24 protein-coding genes are annotated in these 25839 nt (G+C 63.5%); 12 read left to right on the top strand and 12 right to left on the bottom strand.

What is annotated here, in order from left to right:
- Positions 1 to 10 precede the first annotated feature (10 nt).
- The gene (locus K5R33_RS13400; RefSeq protein WP_220749573.1) at positions 11 to 700 is read right to left on the bottom strand and encodes a PAS domain-containing protein; all 690 of its coding nucleotides are present in this window, start codon (positions 698 to 700) and stop codon (positions 11 to 13) included.
- Positions 701 to 949: 249 nt separating this feature from the next.
- Between K5R33_RS13400 and K5R33_RS13395 the strand changes: the two genes are divergently transcribed.
- From K5R33_RS13395 to K5R33_RS13385, 3 genes are read left to right on the top strand one after another with little or no spacing between them, the layout of a single operon-like run.
- Positions 950 to 1810 carry a YicC/YloC family endoribonuclease gene (locus K5R33_RS13395; RefSeq protein WP_255576408.1) on the top strand — a complete coding sequence of 287 codons (861 nt, stop codon included), beginning with the start codon at positions 950 to 952 and terminating at the stop codon, positions 1808 to 1810.
- A 4-nt stretch (positions 1811 to 1814) separates the two neighbouring features.
- Positions 1815 to 2474: a guanylate kinase gene (gene gmk, locus K5R33_RS13390; protein ID WP_220749572.1), complete on the top strand. Its 660-nt coding sequence runs from the start codon at positions 1815 to 1817 to the stop codon at positions 2472 to 2474.
- Positions 2471 to 2989: a gamma carbonic anhydrase family protein gene (locus K5R33_RS13385; RefSeq protein WP_220749571.1), complete on the top strand. Its 519-nt coding sequence runs from the start codon at positions 2471 to 2473 to the stop codon at positions 2987 to 2989. Before gmk ends, K5R33_RS13385 begins: the two co-directional genes overlap by 4 nt.
- 57 nt (positions 2990 to 3046) lie before the next feature.
- On the opposite strand, the gene K5R33_RS13380 is transcribed toward K5R33_RS13385, so the two are convergent.
- Positions 3047 to 3649 carry a histidine phosphotransferase family protein gene (locus K5R33_RS13380; RefSeq protein ID WP_220749570.1) on the bottom strand — a complete coding sequence of 201 codons (603 nt, stop codon included), beginning with the start codon at positions 3647 to 3649 and terminating at the stop codon, positions 3047 to 3049.
- A gap of 78 nt (positions 3650 to 3727) precedes the next feature.
- Here K5R33_RS13380 and K5R33_RS13375 point away from each other — a divergent pair, with 78 nt between their 5' ends.
- The 3 genes from K5R33_RS13375 to olsA all read left to right on the top strand — a co-directional run bounded on the left by K5R33_RS13375 (position 3728) and on the right by olsA (position 5577).
- Positions 3728 to 3874, top strand: coding sequence for a DUF3553 domain-containing protein (locus K5R33_RS13375; RefSeq protein WP_308442984.1), 147 nt, complete (start codon positions 3728 to 3730; stop codon positions 3872 to 3874).
- Between the two features lie 110 nt (positions 3875 to 3984).
- Positions 3985 to 4731, top strand: coding sequence for a GNAT family N-acetyltransferase (locus K5R33_RS13370; RefSeq protein ID WP_220749569.1), 747 nt, complete (start codon positions 3985 to 3987; stop codon positions 4729 to 4731).
- Positions 4732 to 4737: 6 nt separating this feature from the next.
- Positions 4738 to 5577 (top strand): lyso-ornithine lipid O-acyltransferase, encoded by an 840-nt coding sequence (olsA, locus tag K5R33_RS13365; RefSeq protein WP_220749568.1) that lies wholly within the window; start codon positions 4738 to 4740, stop codon positions 5575 to 5577.
- A 13-nt stretch (positions 5578 to 5590) separates the two neighbouring features.
- On the opposite strand, the gene K5R33_RS13360 is transcribed toward olsA, so the two are convergent.
- Positions 5591 to 6202 (bottom strand): thiamine phosphate synthase, encoded by a 612-nt coding sequence (locus K5R33_RS13360; RefSeq protein ID WP_220749567.1) that lies wholly within the window; start codon positions 6200 to 6202, stop codon positions 5591 to 5593.
- Positions 6203 to 6293: 91 nt separating this feature from the next.
- On the opposite strand from K5R33_RS13360, the gene K5R33_RS13355 reads away from it, so the two are divergent.
- The 3 genes from K5R33_RS13355 (at position 6294) to K5R33_RS13345 (ending at position 10448) form a co-directional block, all read left to right on the top strand.
- Positions 6294 to 7052, top strand: a complete 759-nt coding sequence (locus K5R33_RS13355) for an RNA methyltransferase (protein WP_373314176.1) — start codon at positions 6294 to 6296, stop codon at positions 7050 to 7052.
- Between the two features lie 792 nt (positions 7053 to 7844).
- The gene (gene ctaA, locus K5R33_RS13350) at positions 7845 to 8975 is read left to right on the top strand and encodes a heme A synthase (RefSeq protein ID WP_220749566.1); all 1131 of its coding nucleotides are present in this window, start codon (positions 7845 to 7847) and stop codon (positions 8973 to 8975) included.
- A gap of 3 nt (positions 8976 to 8978) precedes the next feature.
- Positions 8979 to 10448 carry a carboxypeptidase M32 gene (locus K5R33_RS13345; RefSeq protein ID WP_220749565.1) on the top strand — a complete coding sequence of 490 codons (1470 nt, stop codon included), beginning with the start codon at positions 8979 to 8981 and terminating at the stop codon, positions 10446 to 10448.
- Between the two features lie 51 nt (positions 10449 to 10499).
- Here K5R33_RS13345 and K5R33_RS13340 read toward each other — a convergent pair whose 3' ends face one another.
- Together K5R33_RS13340 and K5R33_RS13335 are read right to left on the bottom strand one after the other, a co-directional pair.
- Positions 10500 to 11387 carry a dimethyl sulfoxide reductase anchor subunit family protein gene (locus tag K5R33_RS13340; RefSeq protein ID WP_220749564.1) on the bottom strand — a complete coding sequence of 296 codons (888 nt, stop codon included), beginning with the start codon at positions 11385 to 11387 and terminating at the stop codon, positions 10500 to 10502.
- Positions 11387 to 12148: a 4Fe-4S dicluster domain-containing protein gene (locus tag K5R33_RS13335; protein ID WP_220749563.1), complete on the bottom strand. Its 762-nt coding sequence runs from the start codon at positions 12146 to 12148 to the stop codon at positions 11387 to 11389. Before K5R33_RS13335 ends, K5R33_RS13340 begins: the two co-directional genes overlap by 1 nt.
- A 92-nt stretch (positions 12149 to 12240) precedes the next feature.
- Between K5R33_RS13335 and K5R33_RS13330 the strand changes: the two genes are divergently transcribed.
- On the top strand, positions 12241 to 12948 hold the full coding sequence (locus K5R33_RS13330; protein ID WP_220749562.1) for a VPLPA-CTERM sorting domain-containing protein: 708 nt from the start codon (positions 12241 to 12243) through the stop codon (positions 12946 to 12948).
- On the opposite strand, the gene K5R33_RS13325 is transcribed toward K5R33_RS13330, so the two are convergent.
- The 7 genes from K5R33_RS13325 to K5R33_RS13295 all read right to left on the bottom strand — a co-directional run bounded on the left by K5R33_RS13325 (position 12897) and on the right by K5R33_RS13295 (position 23013).
- A complete protein-coding gene (locus K5R33_RS13325; protein WP_220749561.1) occupies positions 12897 to 15728 on the bottom strand; it encodes a molybdopterin oxidoreductase family protein in 2832 nt (943 codons plus the stop codon). The two genes, K5R33_RS13330 and K5R33_RS13325, sit on opposite strands and share 52 nt — an antisense overlap.
- 28 nt (positions 15729 to 15756) lie before the next feature.
- Positions 15757 to 16773, bottom strand: coding sequence for a YeiH family protein (locus K5R33_RS13320; protein WP_220749560.1), 1017 nt, complete (start codon positions 16771 to 16773; stop codon positions 15757 to 15759).
- Positions 16770 to 17741: a phosphotransacetylase gene (locus tag K5R33_RS13315; RefSeq protein WP_220749559.1), complete on the bottom strand. Its 972-nt coding sequence runs from the start codon at positions 17739 to 17741 to the stop codon at positions 16770 to 16772. The genes K5R33_RS13320 and K5R33_RS13315 overlap by 4 nt, the downstream gene beginning before the upstream one ends.
- A 96-nt stretch (positions 17742 to 17837) precedes the next feature.
- Positions 17838 to 19616 (bottom strand): sulfoacetaldehyde acetyltransferase, encoded by a 1779-nt coding sequence (gene xsc, locus K5R33_RS13310; protein ID WP_220749558.1) that lies wholly within the window; start codon positions 19614 to 19616, stop codon positions 17838 to 17840.
- Positions 19617 to 19787: 171 nt separating this feature from the next.
- Positions 19788 to 21275 (bottom strand): MocR-like pyridoxine biosynthesis transcription factor PdxR, encoded by a 1488-nt coding sequence (gene pdxR / locus K5R33_RS13305; RefSeq protein WP_220749557.1) that lies wholly within the window; start codon positions 21273 to 21275, stop codon positions 19788 to 19790.
- Between the two features lie 47 nt (positions 21276 to 21322).
- Positions 21323 to 21544 (bottom strand): hypothetical protein, encoded by a 222-nt coding sequence (locus K5R33_RS13300; protein ID WP_220749556.1) that lies wholly within the window; start codon positions 21542 to 21544, stop codon positions 21323 to 21325.
- Positions 21545 to 21627: 83 nt separating this feature from the next.
- On the bottom strand, positions 21628 to 23013 hold the full coding sequence (locus K5R33_RS13295; RefSeq protein WP_220749555.1) for an aminotransferase family protein: 1386 nt from the start codon (positions 23011 to 23013) through the stop codon (positions 21628 to 21630).
- Positions 23014 to 23215: 202 nt separating this feature from the next.
- Between K5R33_RS13295 and K5R33_RS13290 the strand changes: the two genes are divergently transcribed.
- Positions 23216 to 24553 (top strand): NAD(P)/FAD-dependent oxidoreductase, encoded by a 1338-nt coding sequence (locus K5R33_RS13290; protein WP_220749554.1) that lies wholly within the window; start codon positions 23216 to 23218, stop codon positions 24551 to 24553.
- An 89-nt stretch (positions 24554 to 24642) separates the two neighbouring features.
- On the top strand, positions 24643 to 25647 hold the full coding sequence (locus tag K5R33_RS13285) for a taurine ABC transporter substrate-binding protein (protein ID WP_220749553.1): 1005 nt from the start codon (positions 24643 to 24645) through the stop codon (positions 25645 to 25647).
- Positions 25648 to 25839 lie beyond the last annotated feature (192 nt).

Raw genomic sequence — 25839 nt, 5'->3', positions numbered from 1 at the left:
CGATAGGCGATTATTTTACGACGCGCAGATAGGGACGGGCTTTGGGGCCAGCGGCATAGGGCGCAGCCGGGTCGGCCATTTCCATCGGTGGTTGCACAGGTGCACGCCGCGCCAATCGTGCAAAGGCCGTATCCGTTTGACGGGTCAGCGGGTTGATCCGCTCCCGCAGGATCGAAAAGCGGTGGGGCGGTTCTGGGTCGAAGGTGTCCAAGGCGATCACGCTGAGGGCCTTGCTCACCGCGCCGGAGGCATCCTGGAGTGGCAGGATGAGCATGCGCGCATGGGTCAGGCCGCTGTCGGTCTGGCTGATCAGATCCAGTTCCAGGGTCGAGGGTCCTTCGAAGACATGCTCGACCAGATCAATGGCACGCGCCCGTTGCGCCACGTCGAAAAAGGCGCGGACGGGGAGGCCCCGAACCTCCATGCCCATCAAGCTGTTCATGACACGCCCACCGAGGCGGACGCGAACCGTGCCGGGACGCACGCGGTCCAGGATCATGGAATGGCCCAGTGTCAGAGACATGGCACGGGGGTCCAACGCCTCGCGCTTTGGCAGGTTTCTGCCCGACCGCAGCGAGGACCAATAGCGCCAGGCCTCCTCCAGAAGGGGCGATTTGCGCATCATACGCTGCCCCATGATATCGTGGACATCGGCGCCGGTGTCGGCAAACCCACCATCGAAACTGTCACGACCGGTCATTGGTCTATCCTTTGTTGGGCGCCGATTTGGGCCCGATGCGGACCAAAATGCGGCGAAACCCGCCACCCGATGGCAGAAATAAGGCGAGTTGCCTTAAAATGCCCGCATTTCCTTCATGTCTGGTTAACGTCCGTGAGCAGCCGAGCGCGGGACAGGCCGGGGTGTGGCCCAGATGGGACTTGCATCCTGTCATCGCAGTTTTCGGAAAGACCGGTTTCGACTCGCCGCAAAGGGCTCTAGGTCACTGCCATGAAGTCTATGACGGGATATGCGGCGCTCGATCGGCCCGGTCGGCGGTGGGAGCTTCGCTCGGTGAATGCGCGCGGTTTGGACGTGCGGCTCAAACTGCCAGAAGCCGTCCCGGGGTTGGAGCCACTGGCGCGGGAGATGCTGACCAGCCAAGTGGCGCGCGGAAATGTGACGCTTACCTTGCGGATCAATTCCGCGGGCGGAGGGGTGCCACAATTGAACGCGGGGTCCCTGCCTGCGGCCCTCGACGCCGTGGCCGAGGTTCAGGCAACGGCTGAGGCGAGAGGCCTCGCGCTTGGGCCTGTGTCAGCGACCGACATCTTGGCATTGCGCGGTCTTTGGGAGGTGGGCGAGACGGCGCCAGACCTCACCCCAGAGACCTGTCGCAGCGACTTGTCTGAGTTGCTCACCGCGTTTGATGCCGACCGGGCGCGGGAAGGCGGTGCTCTGGCCCGGGTTCTTGGGGAGCACGTTGATGAGATCGAGCGCCTGACCCGAGCGGCAACGGACCTTGCGCCGGAACGATCCGCCCATTTGTCCGCGGCTTTAACGGCGGCCCTTGATCGCATCGCGGCCGCCGATGTGGATCAGGCACGCCTCGCCCAGGAAATCGCGATGCTGGCCGTCAAGGGCGATGTGACGGAGGAGTTGGACCGCCTTGGCGTCCATGTGTCGGCGGCTCGGGATCTGTTGACGGCAGAGGGTCCGGTGGGCCGCCGCCTGGACTTCCTGACCCAGGAATTTAATCGCGAAGCCAACACCTTATGTTCCAAGGCGCAGATGTCGGCATTGACGGCCATCGGTATGGACCTCAAGACCGTCATCGACCGCCTGCGCGAGCAGGTGCAAAACGTGGAGTGACCCCATGACCGCCCCGTCCCAATCCCCCCGTCGCGGTTTGGCCGTGATCCTGTCGAGCCCCTCGGGGGCGGGCAAATCCACCCTGGCGCGTCGCCTGATGGACTGGGACCCGACGCTGAGCTTTTCGGTCTCTGCCACAACGCGCGCGCCCAGGGACGGTGAGGTGGACGGCGTCCATTACTTTTTCCGATCGCGGGCGGCTTTCGACCAGATGGTTGCCGATGGTGAAATGCTGGAACATGCGGACGTGTTCGGCAATCGATACGGCAGCCCCCGCGCACCGGTCGAGGCGGCCCTGGAAGCGGGCCGAGATGTCCTGTTCGATATTGACTGGCAAGGCGGACAGCAGGTGCGCAACTCCGCTTTGGGGCGCGATGTGGTCTCGATCTTCATTCTGCCGCCGTCCATCGCGGAACTGGCGCGCCGGTTGCGGGACCGGGGTCAAGACGACGCCCAGGTCATTGCCGGCCGGATGCAGAAATCCGAGTCCGAGATCAGCCACTGGGCGGAATATGACTACGTCCTGGTCAACGACGATTTGGACCAGACCGAAGATCGCCTGCGGACGATTTTGACCGCAGAACGCCTGCGCCGGGATCGCCAACCTTGGTTGTCGCAGTTCACGCGGGGCCTATCCGACGAATTTCGGGAGAGAGAGCAATGATTTACGCACTGGACGACGTCACCCCCGAGGTCGCGGAGGATGCTTGGGTGGCGCCCGATGCCAACGTGATTGGGCGCGTGACCCTGGCTGCGGCCTCCAGCATTTGGTTCGGCTGCACCTTGCGCGGAGACGGAGAGCCCATCGTGGTGGGACGCGGATCCAACGTGCAGGAGAACTGCGTGTTGCACACGGATGCGGGCTATCCGCTGACCATTGGCGCCGATTGCACCATCGGTCACAAGGCCATGCTTCACGGATGCACGATCGAAGATGGGGCCTTGGTGGGGATGGGCGCAACCGTGCTAAACGGTGCCGTCATCGGTGCAGGGTCGCTCATCGGGGCAGGGGCCTTGGTCACCGAAGGCAAGGTCATCCCGCCAGGCAGCTTGGTGATGGGCGCACCGGGCAAGGTCGTGCGGGAGTTGGACGGCCCGGCGCAGCAAAAGCTGTTGGCTTCGGCAGCGCACTACCGCGCGACAGCGGCGCGGTTTCGCGCGGGGCTGAAGCCGGTCTGAGGGAGCGGCCCCTGACGGGCCAGTATGACCGGTTGGGTTTGGGGGCGGGGCCGCCCCTTATACCAAAAGGCTCAGATGCGTGTCATCGGCACTGACCGAGATGGGGCGGCGCAGCCGTCGGCAATCTCGCGCGAGAATGCCGAATTGTACCTCTGAGCCCTGGAGGTCGGACGGCAAATCCCCTCGACCCAAGCCTTGCCAGAGCGGCGCGTCGATCTTGAGGCGTTTCGCATCAACATGGAACAGCCAGGCGTTCGGATTGCGCGACACCTCGACGACGGCGCCCCAAGGCGTCGCAACCTCGATGCAGTTCAACGCAAGACAGGCCAAGCGCAACTCAGACCGGGGACGGTCGTCTTGATCGAGCCATTTCACAGTGGTCCGGGTCTCGCGATACATGGCATCGACCGTATCCCGGACCTCTCGGGCGGAAACGACGGCATCATCGCTGGCCTTCCCGAAGGCGAGACGAAAGAACGCGATACGCGCCAAGGCCGCCTGGACCGACCCACGGATCAAAGCGATCTCTTCCGAGGCCCCGTCTGTCAGTTCGAGCAGTTCCAGCCCATTGGCGATGGCGCCTATGGGGCTGACCAGATCATGGCAGAGACGGGAGCCGAGCAACGCGACAAGATCGGGATCGGTCTTGGTGTCTGCCATCGTCGTGCTATCCTGTGAGCCACTCGTCATCGGAGACCTTCCTTGTCAAATGACCAAAACGCAATGCTTGAGCCTGGGATGTTGGTCAGACATCCAGAGGCGCCCGATTGGGGACTGGGCCAAGTCCAGTCCAACGTCGGCGCCAAGGTCACAGTGAACTTTGAAAACAGCGGCAAGCAAGTGATCGACAGCACGCGCGTTCCCCTGATGCCAGTATTCGACTGACGCCAAGCATTGCAACGAGAGCGTTAACGAAAGGTTGAGACGCCGCAGGTAGCCTCGGCGAAACCGTCGCTCCTTGCACGTAGTACCCGCTGGCATTAGCAGCCTCTGGTATGACGTCGCGCTTCGATCTCACCATCACGCAGGACCCCGATGCTGTCCGCGCCGCGCAGGGGTTGCGTCATGCGGTTTTCGTCGAGGAACGGGGTCAAAGTAGGCCCAATGCTCGGCCTCTGACCGAGGCGGACGCCTTTGACACTGACGCCGATCATGTGATCCTGAGAGACAAGCAAGCCCCCAAGCTGGGTGTGATCGCCACCGCTCGGCTTGGCCGTGGCTGCCAGTACACGGCACAGGAATTCGATGTTTCGGCCCTGCAAGCCACGGGACGACCAATCGTGGAGCTCGGCCGGACCTGTCTTCATCCCGCTTATCGGGGGGGGCTTGCCGCCGTGACCCTGTTTACCGGAATCCTCGACCACCTTGCGGGTCAGGACCTGGGCTACCTCATTGGGACGGCATCCTTCGATGGCGCCGATCCATCCCGCCACCTGCCAGCCTTGCGCGCCCTCCGGGCCACCGCGCTCGCGCCGGAGGACCTGCGTCCCGTGGCCCGCGGCCCCGATGCCGTGTCGCTCGATGGACCGGTGGACCGATTGCACATGCGCGATGTCCCATCCCTCATCAAAAGCTATCTGCGGGCCGGGGCCTGGGTGGGTGAAGGGGCTTGGGTCGATCATGCCTTTGATACGGTGGACGTCTGCATCGTGCTGGACATGGCGCGCCTTCGACTGCCCCGCGCAGCGCAGTTGGCACGGGCTGGGGCCTGTGTGGCGCAGACCACGCGCGCCGAAGGGTAAGACGCGATGACCTGGAACGACGCGCCTCCGCCAGATCCCGCGACCCTGGGCCTGCGCGATTGGCTGCGGGTGGTGCGGCGCGGAGGGCCTGTGGTGACGTTGGTTTTCGGCGGCCTTGCAATCCTGCTGGCCGTTCGCCTGTTGGAGCGACCGTTGCACGGTCAACAGCGCCCTTGGACGCCCCACATCACCCAATTTGTCTGCCGCAACGCCCTGCGCCTCATGGGGATCCGGCGGCTCCAGCGGGGGACGCCAACCGAGGGGGCAGCGGCCGTCGTTGCCAACCATGCGTCGTGGTTGGACATTTTCGCGCTGAACGCGGCGAAGCGGGTCTACTTCGTGTCAAAGTCCGAAGTCGCCAGCTGGCCGGGCATCGGGTGGTTGGCGCGGGCCACGGGAACCGTGTTCATCCGACGCGACCGGCGCGAGGCCCGGGAACATGCCCAGGTCATCGAAGACCGTCTGCGGCTTGGCCATAAGCTGCTGTTCTTTCCGGAAGGCACCAGCACGGATGGGCTGCGGGTCCTCCGCTTCAAGACGACGCTGTTCGCAGCCTTCTATACGCCCGGCGTGCCAGATGACCTTCGCGTCCAACCCGTCACGCTTGCCTATCATGCTCCGGACGGGGGGCCTGCCACGTTCTATGGGTGGTGGGGCGACCAATCCGCCGGGGAGCATATGTTGCGGATGCTGGCCGCGCCCCGCCATGGACGAATTGATGTGATATACCACGCGCCGCTGCTGGTGTCGGACTACGCCAACCGTAAAGACCTGGCCTTGGCCGCCGAAGGTGCCGTTCGGCAGGGGTTGCAAGGGTCCGGTGTCAAAATGGTCGACCAAGCCTAGCAGCCGGTGACGACTACCCGCCCAGGGCCGCAACGCGGGCGGCGAGGGCGGCAACCGGGTCGGCGTCGGCCCAGATCTCTTCGCCCAGGGCCACAAAATCCGTCGCTTCCTTCAGGTCACCCAAAGTAGAGACATCGAGCGCCCCTTCGGCCACGACGGGCACCTCGATCATTTCGGACCACCATTTGAACAGATCAAGCTCTGCACGTTCGCCTGTTCCCAGAGCGGTTGCGCCAACGGGTCCAAAGGCCACGTAGTCCGCCCCCGCCTCACCTGCTGTCATGCCATCATGGCGGGATGTGCCACAAAACGCGCCGATGATCGGGTCCGGCCCCCAGTCCGCGCGCAACTTACGCAACGGACGCGGGTCGGTGAGGTGGACACCGTCCAGCCCAACTTTCTCAACCAGGGTCGCATGATCCGTGATCACGACCGGAACGTCCCGCGCATGTGCGACTTCTCGGCAGAGGTCGGCGGCCCGTGTCAGCCTGTCCTCGTCCCGGGTGGCCAGGTCCAAGCGCAGGCAGGCGATGGGAAAAGCGTCCAGCACGCGGGCCAAGCGGTCGGGGAAGGTGGCGTCAACCTCCGGTGGCGTCACAAGGTACAGTTGCGGTGCGTCGGTCATGTCGTCGGTTCCTTGCCTTGGCCTGTCGAGTAGCCGTGCCGCGTCACCTCCGCAAGGCAAAGGCGCGGCAGAACCGATTGCAGCGGCGCGCATGGCACGCTACCTGCGCCCCATGTCCGATCCTCGCCCCGCATTCGTCCTCGTCCGCCCGCAGATGGGTGAAAACATCGGGGCCGCCGCCCGCTCCATGTTGAACTTTGGCCTCGAACACATGCGCGTGGTGGCCCCCCGCGATGGCTGGCCGAATGAACGTGCGGTCGCTTTGGCAAGCGGGGCCGGGCGGTTGCTTGACACGGCCATGTTGACCGAGTCCACCCAAGAGGCGGTGGCCGATTGCACCTATGTCTTCGCGACGACCGCCAGAGATCGGGATCTGACCAAGCCCGTCTATACGCCCGAAGCCGCCATGGCCGAGGCCCTGGCCCGGGGGCGCGACGGCCAAAAGGTTGCTGTGCTCTTTGGCCCAGAGAGGGCGGGCCTCGAAAACGATGACATCGCTCGGGCAAATGCCATTGTGAGCGTGCCGACCAATCCGGATTTTGCATCGCTGAACCTAGCCCAATGTGTCCTGCTCATGGGCTACGAGTGGCGCAGGCTCGCGACCGGCGCTGCTGGATCCGAGATGGAGATGGCGGGAACGGACTGGGTCAATCAAGCCGAATTGGAGGCTTTGGTGACCCACTACGAGGACCGCTTGGAGCAGGCTGGGTTTTTCTTTCCCGAAGGCAAAGCGGCGTCCATGAAGCGGTCCCTGCGCAACATGTGGTCCCGCATGCCCCTGACACGCGCAGACGCCCAGATCTTCCACGGGATCCTTCGACAAATGGTGCGCTGGAAAGAGCGGGGTTGAGCGCTGGCCCCTGACGCTTTCGCTTGGTTCGGGTTGGTGCTGGGCTCAGATGCCTTCGGGTCCAGACGGTTCCCTCAAGTGACGCCCATGACGTTTGACGAAAGGTAAACTGGGGAAGGCCAGCGCATTAAGGCCGCTAGGGTCTGGCCGTTCAATATTTTTACCGTGGTCCGAGTGTCCAGGTGACCAGTTTGATCGACCGCACCGGGGTCAACGTTTCTGCTGACGATGAATAAGACGCGTTGGAGCGGCAATCATAGATCGACGCGCAGTTGAGAAACGTGGATGCAATATATCGCTGTCTCAACGGGTTGCGTCGCAAACCTAAGCGGCATCTTGGACGCGTGGATGATTGATGACATGCTTTTAAGAACCGCATCGAGAGCGCATCGGGTCATCGGAGAAGATACGGATGCTAATGCTATTCGGTCGAGATACGCGGTCTGAAAAGCCATAGGCCGCCTGGGCCTGTCGTAGGGATCTTTGGCAACCCTTCTTGTATTCAAGATCTCCCGAGACACCGAGTCCCGTGAGTGTTTCGGCAGCGTCGCAGGGACGCATCTCAAAGGACTGCCTCCCACGTAACAGGCACAGGCGCAGAGGTCTTGGGCATCGATAGCGCACCAAACGTTGAACATGCCCGGCCCGCAGGAAAGCCCAATTCCAACCCAAGAATCTGGTGTCATCCCGTCGCACCCGGCCCACAGGTCGCACCCATCCACGGTCAACTAAGGGATGCGGTGGGGCGGCAAACGTCTTACATCGGACGCGAGAAAGACAAAGGGGTCCCGCATGGCGAAACGTGCGATATTCGAAGAGGTTCAGACCACGGCGCGTCCCGCCGCGACGGTTGGTGTCATCGACGGCGCCAAGCGCGGATCGCGCGTCTTGGCTCGGGCCTGGTTGATCACGCTTTTCGTGCTGGTGGTCGTGATGATCGCCGTGGGCGGCTTGACGCGGCTGACCGACTCCGGGCTATCGATCACAGAGTGGAAGCCGCTCACCGGGGCGATGCCTCCGCTCACCGCCGAGGATTGGGAGGCTGAGTTCGAACTCTACCGCGCAATCCCCGAGTACCAGTTGCAAAACCAGGGCATGAGCCTGTCCGAGTTCAAGGTGATCTATTGGTGGGAATGGGGGCATCGCCAGTTGGGCCGGGTGATTGGTCTTGTCTGGGCCATCGGGTTCTTCGGTCTGCTGCTGACGCGCAAGATGCCCGTGGGCTGGAGCGGTCGGTTTCTGGCGCTCGGGGTGCTGGGCGGTCTTCAAGGGGCCATCGGTTGGTGGATGGTCTCCAGCGGTTTGACGGGCACGATGCTCGACGTGGCCTCCTACAGGCTCGCCACCCACTTGGGCCTGGCCTTCGTGATCCTGTCGCTGATCGCCTGGTATGTGCTCTCCATGTCCCGGCCCGAGGCGGCGCTGCTGCAAGCCCGGCGGGACAAGGACGCGACGTTGATGACCCTGGGGTCGGTTCTGATTGGCTTCACCTTCGTTCAGATCGTTATCGGCGCACTTGTCGCCGGGATCGACGCGGGCCGGAACTACATCGACTGGCCGCTCATGGCCGGCGGCTTCACCCCGCCCGGCATGTGGGAGTTAGACCCTTGGTGGCGGAATCTGTTCGAGAATGACGGCACGGTCCAGTTCTTCCACCGCGTGACCGGGTATGCGCTGTTTGCGACCATCGTCGCGATCTGGTGGCGGGCGCGATCCTCGGCCAATCGCAAGACGACTCTGGCCTTCGCTGGCGTGATGCACATGTCGATCCTGCAAATGCTGCTCGGCATTATAACGGTGATGTATTCTTCGCCCTGGTATTTCGCGATCCTGCACCAATTCGGTGCGGTCATCCTGATCTGTCTGGCGGTGCGCGCGCGCCACCGGGCCAAATATCCCCTGACCCAAAGCGTGAGAGCCTGACCCATGCCAGCCTATGACGATCTGATGGCCTTCCAGCGCGTGACGGAGGCCCTGTCCCAAGTGGCGGGCCGGGCCGGCTGGGATCAGGAAGCCATCATGCCACGGGGCGCCGCGCCCCAACGGGCCGAAGAAATGGCTGCTCTCGAGGAGGTGCTCCACGCTCGCCGAACGGACCCGCGGTTGGGCGATTGGCTGCGTGAGGCCCACGCCCCCGATGCGGTGGCCGACGCCAACCTGCGCGAGATACGGCGCAGCTATGACCGCAATCGTAAGGTGCCCGCTGCCTTGGCCGCCGAACTCGCGCGCGTGACCTCGCTGGCCCAGGGCCAATGGGCCGAGGCCCGCGCGGCCGAGGACGCAGCCGCTTTCTTGCCCGTCCTGTCGGAGGTCGTGCGCCTGCGCCGGGAAGAGGCCGCGCATCTGGCGGAGGGTGGCGACCCCTACGACGCCTTGATGCAGGACTACGAACCAGGCGGCTCTGCCGAGGACATGGCGGCGATGTTCGATCAGATGCGCCCCCGTCTGGTCGCTCTGCGTCAGATGGCCCTGGACGGGCCCGAGGCGCCGCGTTTGTCAGGACATTTCCCCAAGGCCGATCAGCTGAAGCTAGCGGAACAAATCGCGGCTGCCTTCGGCTATGACTTCGACCATGGTCGCTTGGATCTGGCGGTTCATCCGTTCTCCAGCGGCTCCGGCCTTGATGTTCGGATCACCACGCGGGTGGATGAGGCCGATCCGTTCAACTGCCTCTACTCAACAATCCATGAGGTCGGTCATGCCTGTTACGAGCAGGGGGTTGATGGCGCCTATTTGCTAACGCCCATCGGCAACGGCGTCTCCATGGGTGTCCACGAAAGCCAATCCCGCAGCTATGAGAACCAGATGGGCCGGTCCGAGGCCTATTGCGGCTGGCTCTACGGTCGGATGCGGGACGTCTTTGGTGACATCGGTGTCGGGTCGGAGCGCGACTTCTACCGCGCCGTGAACGCCGTCCACTCCGGCTATATCCGCACGGAGGCGGATGAATTACACTATAACCTCCACGTCATGCTGCGCTTCGATCTCGAGCGTGCGCTGATCCGGGGGGAGTTGGACGTCGCCGACCTGGAAGCCGCCTGGAATGAGAGGTTCGAAGCGGATTTCGGCGTGGCTGTGGACAAGCCGTCCAACGGGTTCATGCAGGATGTCCATTGGTCCGTGGGCCTGATGGGGTACTTCCCGACCTATTCGCTGGGCAATCTTTTTGCGGGCTGCCTGATGGCGGCAGCACGAGCGGACCTGCCCGGGTTGGATGCAGACCTTGCCAAGGGTGACCCGTCTGCGGCCACGGGCTGGATGCGGGACAAGCTACAACGGCACGGCGCCCTGCGCACTCCCACGGAGACAATCCGCCATGCCACGGGACAAAAGCCCTCGGCACGCCCGTTGCTGGACTACTTGGATGCCAAGTTCTCCGATCTTTACGGGGGGTGATCGCGGGTCACCCCGCGATCCGTCTCCGGTCACCCGGAGACGACGCTCGCGTTAAGCGGCGGCCTTTCCCAAGTGGGCCCCGTAGTAGAGGCCGACCACGTGCTCCGCTTCCGCAAAGAATAGCCAGCGTTGTGTCAGGATCCCAGCGATATGGGAGATCACTGCAAGCACCGCGCCGATATGCGTCGGTAAAACCAAGATCAGCAAAGCAGGCAGCAGCGACATCAAGGCAATGGCGATCACCCGCAGCTTGACCGCATGTTTGCGCGCGACCTGATACACCATTTCTCGGGTGAGGTAGTTTTCGCCCGTATGCGGCTTTTCCCAAAGGCCCATCTTGCCCTTCAGCCCCGTCGCGGTGTTCAGCGTCGAACCAGCCTCCGCAAAGCGCGTGTCGCCCGCTGACCAATGCCAAAGGGTCACGCCGCCCGCTACCAGCAGGAGGACCACGGCCAGCGTCACGTTGCCCGACAGGAGTGCCCCCCCAGCGAGGCTGCACGACAGAAACATCAGGGGCGTTGCGGGCAGTTGGTTCCAGCGGGGGATTGTCTTCAGCTGGGCATAGATCATAGACGTCGTGAACACAGTCCCGATGCTGAGCGCCGCGCCGAGCCAGCCGAGCGCTGTCCAAGTCGTCCCTAGGAAGACCTGACCAAAGGCATAGAGGCCCATGACGACCAGGGCGGCCACGGCGGCCCAGGCCTCGCGCGAGAGCCAGGAGGTGCGCCACTGACTGTAGGATTTCACAGCATTCTTTGGGTTCGCCAGGTGGAAGAAGGCTGATAGCAGTCCCCCCACGGCAAGCGCATAGGCAATGACGTAGAAGACGAAGGCGACCCACCCGCTGGGCGCAGGCATCCCAAGGCCGAGGAAAAACAACAGGCCGAAACCCGCGCCCGAGAGTGATGAGAAGATGATGACGGAGGGTGCGGGATGCATCAGAGTTTCTCCAGAGCACGGTCGACCCAGGCCAGCAGGCCCTTGGGCTCTTCGGCGACGGGGGCGAGGTAGGGGGCCAGGATGTCTTCGTCGCCGCCCATGACGGGGGCCTGGATCTGATCCTTGGGGCGCGGCGGCAAGTACTTGTTGACCGGCGCCGTGCCTTGCTCCGGCATCAGATCCATCCCGCCGCGTTCGGCCACGAGGATCGAGACATCCGACGTGGGGTCGGCCAGATCCCCAAAGTGCCGAGCGCCTGCAGGACAGGTGCGGACACAGGCCGGTTGGCGATCAACCTCCGGCAGGTTCTCGTTATAAATCCGGTCCACACAGAGGGTGCATTTCTTCATAACCCCCTGAGCCTGATCAATTTCCCGCGCGCCATAGGGGCAGGCCCAGGCACAGAGGCCGCAGCCCATGCAGGCGTCCTCGTTCACCAAGACGATACCGTCTTCGGCCCGCTTGTAGCTGGCGCCCGTCGGGCAGACGGTGACGCAGGGCGCGTCGTCGCAATGGAGGCAGGATTTGGGGAAGTGGGTCGTTTGGGCCAGGCCCGTTTCCGGCTGGCTTTGGAAGGCATGGATGCGGTTTAGAAAGGTCCCTTCGGGCTTGCCATAGGGGTCCATGTCCGAGAGCGGTGCGCCGTAGTTCTGGGTGTTCCAGCCCTTACACGCGGTGACGCAGGCGTGGCAGCCCACGCAGGTGTCCAAGTCGATGACAAGACCCAGCTTTTTGTCGGTAGATTTAGGCAAAGCGGTCATAGTTTCCCCCCGAAGTATCCCGGATTTGGCGCAAATACTCCTGAATTCGCTGTCACATCAGAAGCCCAACGAAACGGACGGGTTCTGTAATTATGGCTAAGGTTATTATTGGAGCGGCCGCAATCGGCCTTGGGCTGGCGAGCGCTGCCTCGGCGGCGACGATCCACTATCAAGAGACGTTCGACACCGGGCTTGGCGGCTGGTCGGTGCGGGACAACTACAAAAAGCGGAACAACACCCCCAGGAACTCCGTCACCCGCGTGGACGGCGGTCCGTCCGGGGATGGTTATGCCTCGATCAAGGACCGCAGCGGCAACTACATGTATTTGGTCGGCCCCCAAGCGCTGACCGGGGATCTGAGCGCCATGTCTGGCTCGGAGATTTCGTTCATGCTCGGCCATCTCGGCGACAACGGACGTGGCCGGTACGCAACCCGGAACTTCGGCGAGGTTACGCTCCGCAGCGGGTCCAATGCGATTTCTGGCAAGGCAATCAGTGGGTTCAACGCCGACGGTTGGTACGCTGGCGCCTTGACCCTCTCGGCTGCGGAGTTCGGCACATCCGAGTCCGTATTTCAATCCGTGCTGGCCAATGTGACCTCGTTCGAGGTTGGGACCGAAAGCTGGGTCGGCGTTTCGGAAACGGTCGGATTTGATTCCTTTACCGTTGCCGCCGTGCCTTTGCCTGCATCTGTCTTGATGATGTTGGCAGCCTTCGCGGGGCTCGTTGGGGTGGGTCGTCGGCACGCTCAGACCTCCCACGCCAAGGCGTCCGGCCCTGTCCCGACTGGGCTGGCCTGAGATCCGGTATTCGGTCGCGCCTGCCCATCGGCGGGCGCGGCGGTCTTCTCGATCTTGACCTTTAGGTCGAACCAAGCCGCCTGACCCGTAATCGGATCAGAGTTTGACCACCGCATGCCGTCCGCTTTGGGCGGCATCAATTCGTGGATCAGGTGATTCAGTAGGAAACCCTTGGTCACCTCGGGCGCATTGTCCTTTAGCGCCCAGGCGCCCTTGCGCTTGCCAATGGCGTTCCAGGTCCAGACCGTATTCTCGTTGAGCGCGGGCATATGGGCGACAGGCACGGTGATTTCGCCATGGGGGCTGCTGACCTTGGCCCAATCGCCTTCGGCGAAGCCCTCGGCCTGCCAGATCTTGGTGGGCACATAGAGCGGGTTCATCCCGTGGATCTGACGCAGCCACGCATTCTGGGTGCCCCAGGAGTGGTACATGGCCATGGGCCGCTGGGTCAGCGCGGTCACCGTATAGGCGCCGTCGCCGTCATGCTCCTTGGTTGCGTCCCACCAGATGGGCAGCGGGTCCATGGTCGTCTTGATGCGGGCGCGCAGATGGTCGGGGGGCTGACGCTCTCCGTGACCTTCGGCGGCCAGTTGGAAGCGGCGGAGCGGTTCGCACCACAGGGTGAACAGATAGGGCGCGGCTTTGTCGAATAGCCCGATCTCTACCGCCCAGTCCTGATAGGCCATGTTCCAGGGTTTGTAGAACTGCGCGTTCTCGGGAATGTGCGCGATGGCGAAGCCGCCGTTCTCGATATAGCGGTCCAACTGCTGCGGGTTCACCGCCCCGCGGCCCGTTTCCTCACCGTTGCCCCGCCAGCCCATCAGCGGGCCGACGCCGGGACGGCGTTCGTGGTTGGTGATGTAGTCGGCGTAGTCCTTGAACTTGGGGCTGCCGTCGTCCTTCACGAAGCCGGGCAGACCCATCTTGGCGCCCAACTCGATCAGCGCCGTTTGGAAGCCTTTCACGTTGCGATCCGGCTCGACCACGGGCCAGCGGATGGCGTCGGCAGCGGCCTCGGCCTCACAGATGGGGCGGTCTAGCAGGGAGATGCAGTCGTGCCGTTCCAAATAGGTCGTGTCGGGCAGGATCAGATCCGCATAGGCGACCATCTCTGACGAATAGGCGTCCGAGTAGATGATATGCGGGATGACGTAGTCGCCGTTCTCGTCCTTATCGGACAGCATCTTCATGGTGCCGGACGTGTTCATGGACGAGTTCCACGCCATGTTCGCCATATAGAGGAACAGCGTGTCGATCTTATACGGATCGCCGGCGTGGGCATTGGAAATCACCATGTGCATCATGCCATGGCTGCTCATGGGGTTTTCCCAGGTATAGGCCTTGTCGATGCGAGCAGGGGTGCCATCGTCCTTGAGGCACAGATCGTCCGGCCCGTGGGTGAAGCCCAGATGCGGGCCATCCAGCGGCGCGCCGGGGGTGACCTTGCAATGGGGCTTGGGGTGGATCGTCGCGGGTTTGGGGTAGGGCGGCTTGAAGCGGAAGCCGCCGGGCGTTTCGACCGCACCGATCAGGATTTGCAGCATGTGCAGCGCGCGGCAGGTCTGGAAACCATTGGCATGGGCAGAGATCCCGCGCATGGCGTGGAAACTGACAGGGCGGCCCTTCATCGTCTTGTGGGTGCGACCCCGGAAATCGGTCCATTCGTGGTCCAGCTCAATGGCTTCCTCGAAGGCAACGCGGGCGATCTCAGCGGCCAGAGCCCGGATGCGGCCCGCCTCAATGCCGACGCGTTCGGCCACGGCCTCGGGCGCGTATTGGGCGTCGAGGTACTTGTCGACCATATGGGCAAAGACGGTGCGATGGGTGATGCCGTCCCGCTCCCACGTCCCGGTCAGGTCGATGTCCACGTCCTCGGCGTCGTAGCAGCGGGGGCGGTTCTCGGTCTTGTCCCAGACCAGCTTGTGCCCGTCGTCGTCGACCAGCGCGAGGCCATGGGTGGGCGAGGCGGGGTCGGCGTCGATCAGGACGGGCGCGTCGGTGAAGTCGCGGAGGTATTCCAGGTCGATCTTGCCCGCCTTTAGCAGGCAGTGGACCAGGGACAGGATCAACAGGCCGTCGGTGCCGGGTGTAACGCCGAACCAATCGTCGGCCACAGCGTTGTAGCCGGAGCGGATGGGGTTCACGCCCACGACGCGCCCCCCGTGGCCCTTCATCTTGCCGATGCCCATCTTGATGGGGTTGCTGTCGTGATCCTCGGCCACGCCAAACAGGATGAACAGCTTGGTGCGTTCCCAATCGGGCTGGCCGAACTCCCAGAACGCGCCGCCCATGGTATAGATGCCGCCCGCCGCCATGTTGACCGAGCAGAAGCCGCCGTGGGCCGCGTAGTTGGGCGTGCCGAAGGCCTGGGCCCACCAGGAGGTGAAGCTTTGGGATTGGTCGCGGCCCGTGAAGAAGGCGAGTTTGGAGGGGTCGGTCTTGCGGATCGGCTCCAGCCACGAGGCGGCGATGTCGTAGGCTTCCTCCCAGGAGATTTCTTCGAACTTGCCTTCACCGCGCTCGCCCACGCGCTTCATCGGGGCCTTGAGCCGAGAGGGCGCGTTGTGCTGCATAATGCCCGCGCTGCCCTTGGCGCAGAGGACCCCTTGGTTCACCGGATGATCGCGGTTCCCCTCGATGTAGGCGATCTTTTCGCCGTCGGGCGTTTTCTTGACGTGGACGTCAATGCCACAGCGGCACGCGCACATGTAGCAGGTGGTCTTGCGGACCTCGTCGCCGACCTTGGGCGAAAGGTCCACTATCGGTTGCTGGATGGTCATCTGGCGTCCTCCCCTTGGTCGCCCTGTCTCAGGTCAATAGCGTGATCCCGGCGAGCGTTATGGCTGCGATAAACAGCGTTTCGAGTATGATCAGCGCGATGGCGGCTCCTCCAACCGACATCACGGATCGCAAGTCTGTCTTCATGCCAACCGCGGCGATGGCGGTCAGCAGCAACCACCGCGATGCATCGCTGGCAAAGGTCGCGACAACGGTGGGAATAATCCCAAATGAGTTGAGCGCAGCGAGCACCAGAAACGCAATGACAAATCCTGGCAAAAGTGGCGGGCGGCTGCCGTCGGGGTCCGGCTCGGCCCAGCGGCGAATGGCCAGCGACGCGATGAGCACCACTGGGGCCAGCATCGCAACGCGCATCAGCTTTACCAAAGTCGCCGTGTCACCCGTCGGCTCCGACACGGAATACCCTGCACCCACCACCTGGGCCACGTCGTGGATCGTCCCGCCCAGGAAGACGCCCCCTTGGACGTCATTCAGACCCAATGAACGGACGAGGATCGGGTAAGCGATCATCGCAACCGTCGACAGGACGGTGACGCCCATGACGGTGAAGATCAGCCGCTCCTCCGACCGTTCATCCTTGGGCAGGATCGCACTGATGGCCATGGCGGCTGACGCGCCACAGATGGCGACCGACCCCGCGGTCAGCAACGAGAAGCGCCATTTGTGCCCAAAGAAGCGCCCAAACGCCATGCCGAAGCCAATCGTCGCGACAACGCCCCCGACCACCAACAGGATGAGCGGCGCCCCAAGCCCCGCGAGCATTCCAAACGAGATCCGAACGCCCAGAAGTGCTACGCCCAAGCGCAGCAACGTACGGGCGGAATAGGCGATACCAGCGGGGGTTTTCCCCTCAGTCCCCAGGAAGGACAGGGCAATCCCCAGGAGCAGCGCCAAGAGCATGGCGGGTGTGTCGTAGTGAGAGGCGAGGAACTGCGCGGCGACGGCCACGATAACCGCCACGAGAACTCCAGGGCCCAGGGTGCTGATCTGACCTCGGAGGGCGTCGGGGGACAGGGCCGCGATCATAGGGCGTCGATCTGCGCCGAGGTCACGGCGATCATGTCGATGATGTCGTCGGCCGTGCAGCCCCGCGACAGGTCATTGGCCGGTTTGGCAAGCCCTTGCAGCACCGGGCCGATGGCGGTGGCGCCGCCGATCCGTTGGGCAATCTTGTACCCGATGTTCCCGGCATCAAGGTTCGGAAAGACCATGACATTGGCCTGACCGGCCACACCGCTGCTTGGGGCTTTCTTTGCCCCCACGCTGCTGTCGAAGGCCGCATCGAACTGAAGCTCTCCGTCAATGTCGGTCAGGCCATTGGTACGTGCGATTTCAAGGGCTTCGGTGACTTTGTTCACGTTGCTATGCTTGGCGCTGCCCATGGTTGAAAAGCTGAGCATGGCTGTCTTTGGCGGCTCTGGTAGGAGGGCTGCGGCGGAGGCGGTGGCCTGCGCGGCGATGGCGGCCAACTCTGTGGCCGATGGCTCGATCACCAAGCCGCAGTCCGAAAAGATCAGACCCTGGCCGGGTCGGGTCGGGTGGCTGTCGGGCAGGACCATCAGGAAAAAGCTGCTGACCATCGGGGCGCTTGGGGCCGTGCTGATCATCTGAAGCGCGGCGCGCACCGTGTCCGATGTGGTGGCAACGGCGCCGCCGATAGTGCCATCGGCCAGACCTTCCCGCACCATGAGCGCAGCCCAGGTCAGCGGGTCGTTAATCGCAGCGTCGGCCTGATCTTGGGTTGGCGATTTCTTGGCGCGGGCCCGCAAGAAGGCCGCACTCATCGCGTCCCTGCGGGCGCTCTTCGTTGGGTCTTCGCCCGTTACGCCGTCCGGCATGGCCGTGCCTTCGGGTGCCAGAAGCGTGATCCGAGCGAGCCCTTCGGAGGTCGCGCGGGCGGCGGCCTCTTGCACGCGAGGATCGGTGCCCTCGGGCAGGACGATGTGATGACGGGCAGCCTTGGCGCGGTCACGTAGGGCGGTCAGCGGGGACATGGAAACCTCCGGGAGGGCTGGGTCGTTCAAGCCGTCAGAGGCCGGGTAAGGCGGCGGGTCGATCCGCCGCCTTAGACTTTTGGGACTGGTTGCCGATTACTCGGCGGCGACGTTCATGTCGTCCTTGGAGATGCCCGCCACGCGGACCGGCTTCTTCATGGCGTCGCGGCGGAAGGGCTCGCCCAGCTCCTGGTTCAGGATGACCTCGATCAGCGTGGTTTTGTTGTTTTCCATCTGATCTTTGATCGCCTGGTTGAGCATGGCCGTCAGCTCTTCCTGGGTCTTGGCTTGGACGCCGATCAGGCCACAGGCCTGGGCGATGCCCGCGTAGGAGACCTGCATGTCCAGCTCGGTGCCGACGAAGTTGTCGTCGAACCACAGGGTGGAGTTCCGCTTTTCCGCGCCCCACTGATAGTTGCGGAAGACGATCTGCGTGATGGCGGGCCATTCGCCGCGACCGATGGCCGTCAACTCGTTCACCGCGATCCCGAAGGCACCGTCACCGGCAAAACCGACGACCGGAACGTTGGGCTGGCCGATCTTGGCGCCCACGATCGAGGGCAGGCCGTAGCCGCAGGGACCGAAGAGGCCGGGGGCCAGGTACTTCCGGCCTTCGTCGAAGTCCGGATAGGCGTTGCCGATGGCGCAGTTGTTGCCGATGTCCGAGGAGATGATCGCCTCGCGGGGCAGGGCCTGCTGGATGGCGCGCCATGCTTTACGCGGAGACATCCAGTCGGGACGCGCGGCGCGGGCACGCTCGTTCCAGGTGGTGCCGGGATCGTCCTGCTCGTGGTCGAGGGAGGACAGTTCCTGCGCCCAGGCGGATTTCGTCTGCGCGATCTTCGCCTTACGCTCCTCACGACCGGCGTCGCCTGCGTCATCGGCCAGCGCGTTCAGGATGCCGGTGGCAACCTTGGCGGCGTCGCCAACGATGCCCACGGTGACCTTCTTGGTCAGGCCGATGCGGTCGGGGTTGATGTCCACCTGGATGATCTTCGCATCCGTCGGCCAGTAGTTGATGCCGTAGCCGGGCAGGGTCGAGAAGGGGTTCAGGCGCGTGCCCAGGCAGACGACCACGTCGGCCTCGGAGATCAGCTGCATCCCGGCCTTGGAGCCGTTGTAGCCCAGCGGACCAGCAAACAGCGGGTGGCTGCCTGGGAAGGCGTCATTGTGCTGGTAGCCTACGCAAACAGGCGCATCGAGCTTTTCGGCAAGGGCCATGGAGGCGGCGATGCCCCCTTCGGAGAGGACCACGCCGGCACCGTTTAGGATGACCGGGTTTTTGGCGTTGGAGATCAGCTCAGCAGCCTTGGCGACCGAGTTTTCACCGCCGGGGGAGGCTTCGAACACGATGGGCTCGGGGATTTCGATGTCGACGACCTGGGTCCAGAAGTCGCGCGGGATGTTGATCTGGGCCGGGCCGGACAGGCGGTGGGCCTTGGCGATCACGCGGGTGAGGACTTCGGCGATCCGTGTGGGGTCGCGGACTTCTTCCTGATAGGCCACGCAGTCGGCGAACAGGTTCATCTGTTCCATTTCCTGGAAGCCACCCTGACCGATGGTCTTGTTGGCGGCCTGGGGCGTCACCAGCAAGCAGGGCGTGTGGTTCCAGTAGGCGGTTTTGACGGCGGTCACGAAGTTCGTGATGCCGGGGCCGTTCTGGGCGATCATCATGGACATCTCGCCGGTGGCGCGGGTGTAGCCATCGGCCATGAACCCGGCAGAGCCTTCGTGGGCGCAATCCCAGAACGTGATGCCCGCGGCCGGGAAAATGTCGGAAATCGGCATCATGGCCGATCCGATGATCCCAAAGGCGTGGCGAATGCCATGTGCCTGGAGTGTTTTGACGAAGGCTTCTTCGGTGGTCATCTTCATGGGTTGGCTCCTCCCCTGGTGTTCAAAATTGAGACCGTAAGTCTCGATTTGTGGAAGTATTGCCGCAAGACTAGGACGACCGTCAAGACCTCTATAGGACCAAATTGATATGCGCCTTAGCGCCAGAGGTCGCGGGGCGCGCCGGTTTGGGGAAGGTCAGGACCAAGGCGGCTATCGCGCCATTGGGCGATCGGCGAGCGCGGCACTTTCGGTGCCGATCCGTTTGATGCCCTCGGGGATGTCGGCGACGGATATCGAGGAATAGGCGAGCCGGTAGAATGTCCCCGGATCATCGCCGTCGTCAAAGAAAGGCCCGCCCGGCTCAATCAACACCTGCTGAGCCCGGAGGCGATTGGCCAGGACACGGGCAGAGACATCCCCGGGCGTTTTCATCCAAAGCGAGGAGCCGCCGAACTTGGTCGAGCCCGCGATGGTTAACCCTTCGGCCTGCAGCCCGGCCTCCACCACGCTCCGTCGTTCGCGGTACGCGCGGGAGATCTTGTGGACCTGCGCGTCATAATGCCCGTGGGCCAGAAAGTAAGCGCAGGCCCGTTGAATATGGCCGGGAACCTGACGCACCAGCAGGGTGCGCAGGCGCCGCACCTCCTCTATCAAGGGTGCAGGGCCGACGATGTAGCCCAGGCGCAGACCGGGAAAGAGGGACTTCGCAAAGCTGCCGACGTAGATCACCCGTCCCGACCGATCCAGGGACTTGAGCGCCGGCGAAGGCGACGTGGCAAAGGCCAGCTCGAACTCGTAATCGTCCTCCACGATCAGAAAATCATCGCGGTCCGCGCGCGACAGGATTTCGCGCCGCCGCTCCACCGGCATCGTCGCAGAGGTGGGGCAATGGTGGGACGGTGTGATGAACAGGGCATCCGTGGCCCGGGGCACGCGGTCCGGCGGCAAACCGTTCCCATCCACCGGGATAGACAGGGTCGTACACTCCGCCTGTTGCAGCACGGCGCGCAGGGCGGGATAGCATGGATGCTCGACCACCGCCGTCTTTGAGCGCGTCAAAAGAATCTGCGCCAACATCCACAGCGCATTTTGGGCGCCCAGGGTCACAAGCACCTCATCCCCATGGGCGACGATTCCCCGACGAGGGAGAATCAGGCGAATGATCTGCTCCACTAGCATTGGATCGTCGCGCCCATAGCTGTCGGAGGTCATGGCCTCGAAGTCACGGGCGCCCAAGGCCTGCAGCGCGCATTTGCGCCAATTCTGATGGTCAAACAGCCGAGCATCCGCCTGACCGTAGATAAAGGGGTAGCGGTACCGCCGCCAGTCCTCGGGACGATCTGGCGTAGGCGACGCCACGGTGCGCCGTCCAATCGCCCGAGACCAGTCAACTTTGCTGTGGCCCGGAACGGCGGCGGCATTGGCGACCACGGGCGGGCGTGGCGCTGTCTCGGACACGAAGTATCCCGACCGTCCGCGCGACGATAAGTAGTCATTCGCCACAAGCTCCGTATACGCCAGGGTCACGGTGATCCGACTGATCCCCAGGTGCCGGGCCAACCCACGGGACGACGGCATACGGTCGCCCGGACGAAACCGGCCCTCTAGGATTCCGGCGGTCACGATGTCCTGCAACTGCCGTTGCAGAGTCCCCTGGTGGTTTGGATCGAGGATAAAGGTTTCGACGGCGACTGGCATGACTGGCACTATAAGGCCGCCAAGTTGGACTTATCAATCGCCCGCCATCACGATTGCCGCATGCGCCACAAAAGATAGAGCGTGCCAAATGGGGCGGCAGACACCGACAAGTACATCCAAATCAGTGTGAAGGTCACACGCCCCATTCCGTTGAGCGTCACGCCCGAGGTCTCGGGTTGAAACACCAGCAGGCACGTCAGGAAGGACGTTGCAACGACAATGCCGATTGCCAGGCTGTCAAGAAACAAGATGGCCAGTTTGTGCGTCATGGAGGCGCAGGTAGGCCGCCAAACAGACCCGTCAACTGGCGCTGCGACCCCGCCCGGATGGGCGGGGGGCTATCTAGATAAAGTTAGCCGAAAACGCGGCCCAAGGCGCCATCGACGGACTCGATGATCTCATCAATGTCGCCCTTTGTGGCAATCAGCGCGGGGCTGAAGCACAGGGTGTTGTTGTAGCCGGGGATGGATCGGTTGGTTGCCCCGATGATCGTCCCCTGCTGCATGCAGTCAGCGACCACCGCTTGGACCTTCTTTTCGTCGGCAGGTTCCTTGGTGGTCCGGTCCTGAACCAGTTCGGCGCCCAGGAACAGACCCTTGCCGCGCACCTGGCCGATCACCTCGTGCCGGTCGGCCAAGGCGTTCAGCTGGTCCAACATGTATTCGCCCATGGCGGTACAATTCTCCAGCAGGCCCTCGCGCTCAATGATGTCCATATTGCTGAGCGCTGCCGCCGGGCCAGCCGCGCAGCCCCCGAAGGTGGAGATGTCACGGAAGTAGTGCAGCGGATCCTCGGGCGCGTCCTTGAACATGTCGAACACACGCTCGGACGTGACGCAGCAGGAAATCGCGGCGTAGCCAGAGGCGACGCCCTTGGCCATGGTCACGAAGTCTGGCTTCACGCCGTAGTGCTGATACCCGAACCAGGTGCCGGTCCGGCCCACGCCGCAGACCACTTCGTCGATATGCAGCAGGATGTCGTATTTCTCGACGATCTCCTGAACCCGCTCCCAATAGCCTTTGGGAGGGACGATCACACCGCCGCCAGCCGTGATGGGCTCCAGGCAGAGGGCACCGATCGTGTCGGGCCCCTCGCGGAGGATGACCTCTTCGATGGCGTTGGCGGCGGCGATCCCATAGTCCTCGCCCTCCAGGCCTTGTTCGTGGGCGCGGTACTCCAGGCAGTGGGGGACCGAAACGAAGCCAGGGGTAAACGGCCCGTAGAGCGCGTTGCGGTGTTCTTGGCCGCCCGCCGACAGCGTGGTGATCGTGGTGCCGTGGTAGTCGCGGTGGCGATAGAGGATCTTGGATTTCTTGCCTCCGTGGTGACGCGCCGAAATCTGGCGCACCATCTTAAAGGCCTTCTCGTTCGCCTCCGAACCGGAATTCGCATAAAACACACGGCTCAGACCCGGCATCTTGGAGATCAGGCGTTCGGCAAAACGTGACCCGGGAATGGACCCGGCGGACTGTGCGAAATAGTTCATCTTGACCAGCTGGTCGCGCACTGCGTCGGCGATTTCTTCGCGCCCGTAACCAACGTTTACCGTCCAGACGCCACCGGACACGGCGTCCAAATGTTCTTTGCCCTTCTGGTCCCAAACACGCATCCCTTTGCCTTCGACGATGATGCGGGGGTCAGAGGATTCGAGCGGCTTGTGGGGCAGCAGATGGTGCCAGACGTGGGCGCGGTCGGCTTCGACGACGGCGGTCAGGTCATTTTGGTTGAAGTCTTTCATCGGACGCTCCTGGGACGAAGGGACTGAAGATTTCTAGGTGCTGGTATAGCATTCACCTCGCTGTCATGCGCCTCATTTGTTGCGTTGCATCGGGCCAGACGTTTTGGACCCTTAGGTCCAGATGGGCGCCACGCTTGCCGCAGAAACGAGCAGGCGCCTAGGCTTCCGAAGCAGCGCACGTGGGGAAGCTGCGCAAGGTTTCATGCCGGGGGGCATCGTAGGTTTGGCAAAAGAGACGGTCTTCTGGTCGCAGACAGCACCCGACTTTCCGGGTCTTTCGCCTTTGCGCGATAACCTGTCCTGCGACGTGGCCGTGATCGGCGGGGGCCTAACGGGTCTACGCGCTGCTCTGGACCTGGCAGACGGTGGGGCGCAGGTCGTCTTGCTTGAGGCCGGAGACATCGCGCAGGGCGCCTCTGGGCGCAGCGGGGGTCAGGTCAACCCGATGTTGCCTGTGGACCGCCCCGATACGCTGCGCGCAGCCGTCGGGACCACTTACTTTGACCGGATGTGCGATGCGGCCCTTGGATCGGCCGACGCACTATTTGCTTTGATCCGACGGCTTGGAATTGCCTGTGACGCGCGGCAGGCTGGATGGGTGCGGGCCGACCATTGTCCCCGCGCGGCGGGCATAGCGCGGGAAAACGCGCGGCTTTGGAACGCCCATGGCGCCGGGTTTGAGGTGCTGGAGGCCGATGCAGTCGAGGTGATGACGGGGGCCAAGGGCTACGTCTCTGGCGTGCTGTCGCCGAAGGGCGGCGCGGTTCAGCCGCTTGCTTTGACCCGCGGTCTTGCGACCGCCTGCCTACGGGCCGGCGCGCGCATATTTAAAAGGTCCCCGGTGACGCGGATGCAGCGGGACGGACAGCGCTGGACGCTGACCAGCGGCGCCCATCATGTCACCGCCGCGCAGGTCGTCGTGGCGACCAACGGCTATTCCGATGGATTGGTGCCGGGGTTGAAGCGGTCCGTTCTGACGTTGCACCCCATTCAGATCGCGACCGACCCCCTGCCTGAGGAGCGGCTACAGTCGATCCTGCCCGAGGGGCACACCATTTCGGATACGCGCAGGCTGATCATGTATGCCCGACGCGAAGCCACCGGACAGATCGTCTTTGGCGGAATCGGTTTCAACCTTTGGGGGCTGGGGCGCCGTGGCTATGCGTGGCTGATGCAGGATGCGCCCAAGATCTTTCCGAGCTTGCGGGGCGTGACATGGCGATATCGCTGGGGTGGACGGATCGCTTTGACAGCGGACCGGGTGCCGCATTTGCATGAACCGATGCCCGGATTGACAGTCGGGTTGGGCTACAACGGCCGCGGGGTGGCGATGTCGTCGATCATGGGCGGTGAACTGGCCCGCCGGGCGTCTGGAATACCCGCCTCGGACCTGACCTTTCCCGTGACCGATATCTCGCCGTATCCAGCGGCGCGTCTCCAATCCTTGGGCGCTGGCCTCGGGATGGCGGCACTTCGCATGCGCGATAGACTGGACATTGCTGGCTGGACTGGCCAGTCATTCACACAGGGAGTGCAATGACCCTACCTGTCTGCGACCGAAACTTCGGTGTCGGCACCAACCAAGGCGCCAACCAAAAACGCGCCAAACACCAACTGGGAGACCCCTTAATGCTGAAGAGAACTTTCCTGGCCGCGACGACCGCCGCCGCTGCGCTGCTGCCGATGAACGCGGCCCACGCCGATGGCCACCTGAGCGAAATCACCGTGGCCTACTTCCTGGAATGGCCCATGCCCTTCATGACGGCCAAGAACTCGGGCGCCTATGACGAGGCCTTGGGCCTGACGGTCAACTGGGTCAGCTTTGAGACCGGGACCGCCATGTCCGCCGCCATGGCCTCGGGCGACGTGCAGATCGCTGTGTCCCAGGGCGTGCCGCCCTTCGTGGTCGCGGCCTCGGGCGGTCAAGACCTGCAGGTCCTGGACGTGGCCGTCTCCTACTCGGAGAACGACAACTGCGTGGTGAACGCGGAGCTTGAGATCGACAAAGAGAACGCCTCCGAGCTGTCGGGCAAGAAGGTCGCCGTGCCGCTGGGCACCGCTGCCCACTATGGCTTCCTCCGTCAGATGGATCACTTTGGCGTCGACCTCGCCTCGCTGGAAGTGGTCGACATGGATCCGCCCTCGGGTGCTGTGGCCCTGTCGCAGGGTGATGTGGACTTCGCCTGCGGCTACGGCGGTGGTTTGGCCCGCATGAAGGAATCGGGCAACACGCTGCTGACCGGTGCCGAAAAGGAAGACCTGGGCATTCTGGTGTTCGACGTGACCTCGGCGCCGACGCAGTTCGTGGACGAGAACCCCGAGGTGGTCGCCAAGTTCCTGGCCGTGACCGCCGAAGCCAATGCCGCTTGGAACGCCGACAACAGCGATGAGCAACTGGCCGTCATCGCGTCCGAAGCTGGGATGAGCGTCGAAGACGCCAAGGCGTCGATCTCGACCATGTCCTTCCCGGGCGTTGACGAGCAGCTCTCGGAGAAGTGGCTGGGCGGCAACGCCTCCACCTTCATGAAGGGCGTCGCGGACGTCTTCGTGGAAGCAGGCTCCATCCCCTCGGCGCTCGACAGCTATGAGGATGCAGTCAACGCAGAGCCGCTCACCGAAGCGGCGGCGATGTAAGCCAAAACGACGATGGGGCGGGCCAAACGGTCCGCCCCTCTCACATCACGGGTGGGGTGTGTCATAGACCGATCACACCTTGCCCAGTCACAACCGATCGGTGTGCCGTGCGCGAATGGCCCACAGGCTCCATGGGCCACGAGCACCGACGCAACGGGTCTGACCGCACAGCAGACCCAGGAAGGGACATCG

The sequence above is a fragment of the Jannaschia pagri genome, from assembly GCF_019655435.1.
GTDB classification, from domain to species: Bacteria; Pseudomonadota; Alphaproteobacteria; order Rhodobacterales; family Rhodobacteraceae; genus Jannaschia; species Jannaschia pagri.
The sequence above is the reverse complement of the archived record's forward strand: the minus strand, read 5'-3'. Positions and strand labels throughout refer to the sequence as shown.

Bases quoted from the DNA above. Each gene is read 5' to 3' on its own strand.
- K5R33_RS13300 (WP_220749556.1), bottom strand. From the start codon at position 21,544: ATGACGCACAAACTGGCCATCTTGTTTCTTGACAGCCTGGCAATCGGC.
- K5R33_RS13295 (WP_220749555.1), bottom strand. From the start codon at position 23,013: ATGAAAGACTTCAACCAAAATGACCTGACCGCCGTCGTCGAAGCCGAC.
- K5R33_RS13380 (WP_220749570.1), bottom strand. From the start codon at position 3,649: ATGGCAGACACCAAGACCGATCCCGATCTTGTCGCGTTGCTCGGCTCC.
- K5R33_RS13315 (WP_220749559.1), bottom strand. From the start codon at position 17,741: ATGTCCCCGCTGACCGCCCTACGTGACCGCGCCAAGGCTGCCCGTCAT.
- K5R33_RS13385 (WP_220749571.1), top strand. From the start codon at position 2,471: ATGATTTACGCACTGGACGACGTCACCCCCGAGGTCGCGGAGGATGCT.
- K5R33_RS13285 (WP_220749553.1), top strand. From the start codon at position 24,643: ATGCTGAAGAGAACTTTCCTGGCCGCGACGACCGCCGCCGCTGCGCTG.
- xsc (WP_220749558.1), bottom strand. From the start codon at position 19,616: ATGAAGATGACCACCGAAGAAGCCTTCGTCAAAACACTCCAGGCACAT.
- K5R33_RS13290 (WP_220749554.1), top strand. From the start codon at position 23,216: ATGCCGGGGGGCATCGTAGGTTTGGCAAAAGAGACGGTCTTCTGGTCG.
- K5R33_RS13320 (WP_220749560.1), bottom strand. From the start codon at position 16,773: ATGATCGCGGCCCTGTCCCCCGACGCCCTCCGAGGTCAGATCAGCACC.
- K5R33_RS13325 (WP_220749561.1), bottom strand. From the start codon at position 15,728: ATGACCATCCAGCAACCGATAGTGGACCTTTCGCCCAAGGTCGGCGAC.
- K5R33_RS13345 (WP_220749565.1), top strand. From the start codon at position 8,979: ATGCCAGCCTATGACGATCTGATGGCCTTCCAGCGCGTGACGGAGGCC.
- olsA (WP_220749568.1), top strand. From the start codon at position 4,738: ATGACCTGGAACGACGCGCCTCCGCCAGATCCCGCGACCCTGGGCCTG.
- K5R33_RS13330 (WP_220749562.1), top strand. From the start codon at position 12,241: ATGGCTAAGGTTATTATTGGAGCGGCCGCAATCGGCCTTGGGCTGGCG.
- K5R33_RS13375 (WP_308442984.1), top strand. From the start codon at position 3,728: ATGTTGGTCAGACATCCAGAGGCGCCCGATTGGGGACTGGGCCAAGTC.
- pdxR (WP_220749557.1), bottom strand. From the start codon at position 21,275: ATGCCAGTCGCCGTCGAAACCTTTATCCTCGATCCAAACCACCAGGGG.
- K5R33_RS13360 (WP_220749567.1), bottom strand. From the start codon at position 6,202: ATGACCGACGCACCGCAACTGTACCTTGTGACGCCACCGGAGGTTGAC.
- gmk (WP_220749572.1), top strand. From the start codon at position 1,815: ATGACCGCCCCGTCCCAATCCCCCCGTCGCGGTTTGGCCGTGATCCTG.
- K5R33_RS13335 (WP_220749563.1), bottom strand. From the start codon at position 12,148: ATGACCGCTTTGCCTAAATCTACCGACAAAAAGCTGGGTCTTGTCATC.
- ctaA (WP_220749566.1), top strand. From the start codon at position 7,845: ATGGCGAAACGTGCGATATTCGAAGAGGTTCAGACCACGGCGCGTCCC.
- K5R33_RS13370 (WP_220749569.1), top strand. From the start codon at position 3,985: ATGACGTCGCGCTTCGATCTCACCATCACGCAGGACCCCGATGCTGTC.
- K5R33_RS13355 (WP_373314176.1), top strand. From the start codon at position 6,294: ATGGCACGCTACCTGCGCCCCATGTCCGATCCTCGCCCCGCATTCGTC.
- K5R33_RS13395 (WP_255576408.1), top strand. From the start codon at position 950: ATGAAGTCTATGACGGGATATGCGGCGCTCGATCGGCCCGGTCGGCGG.
- K5R33_RS13340 (WP_220749564.1), bottom strand. From the start codon at position 11,387: ATGCATCCCGCACCCTCCGTCATCATCTTCTCATCACTCTCGGGCGCG.
- K5R33_RS13400 (WP_220749573.1), bottom strand. From the start codon at position 700: ATGACCGGTCGTGACAGTTTCGATGGTGGGTTTGCCGACACCGGCGCC.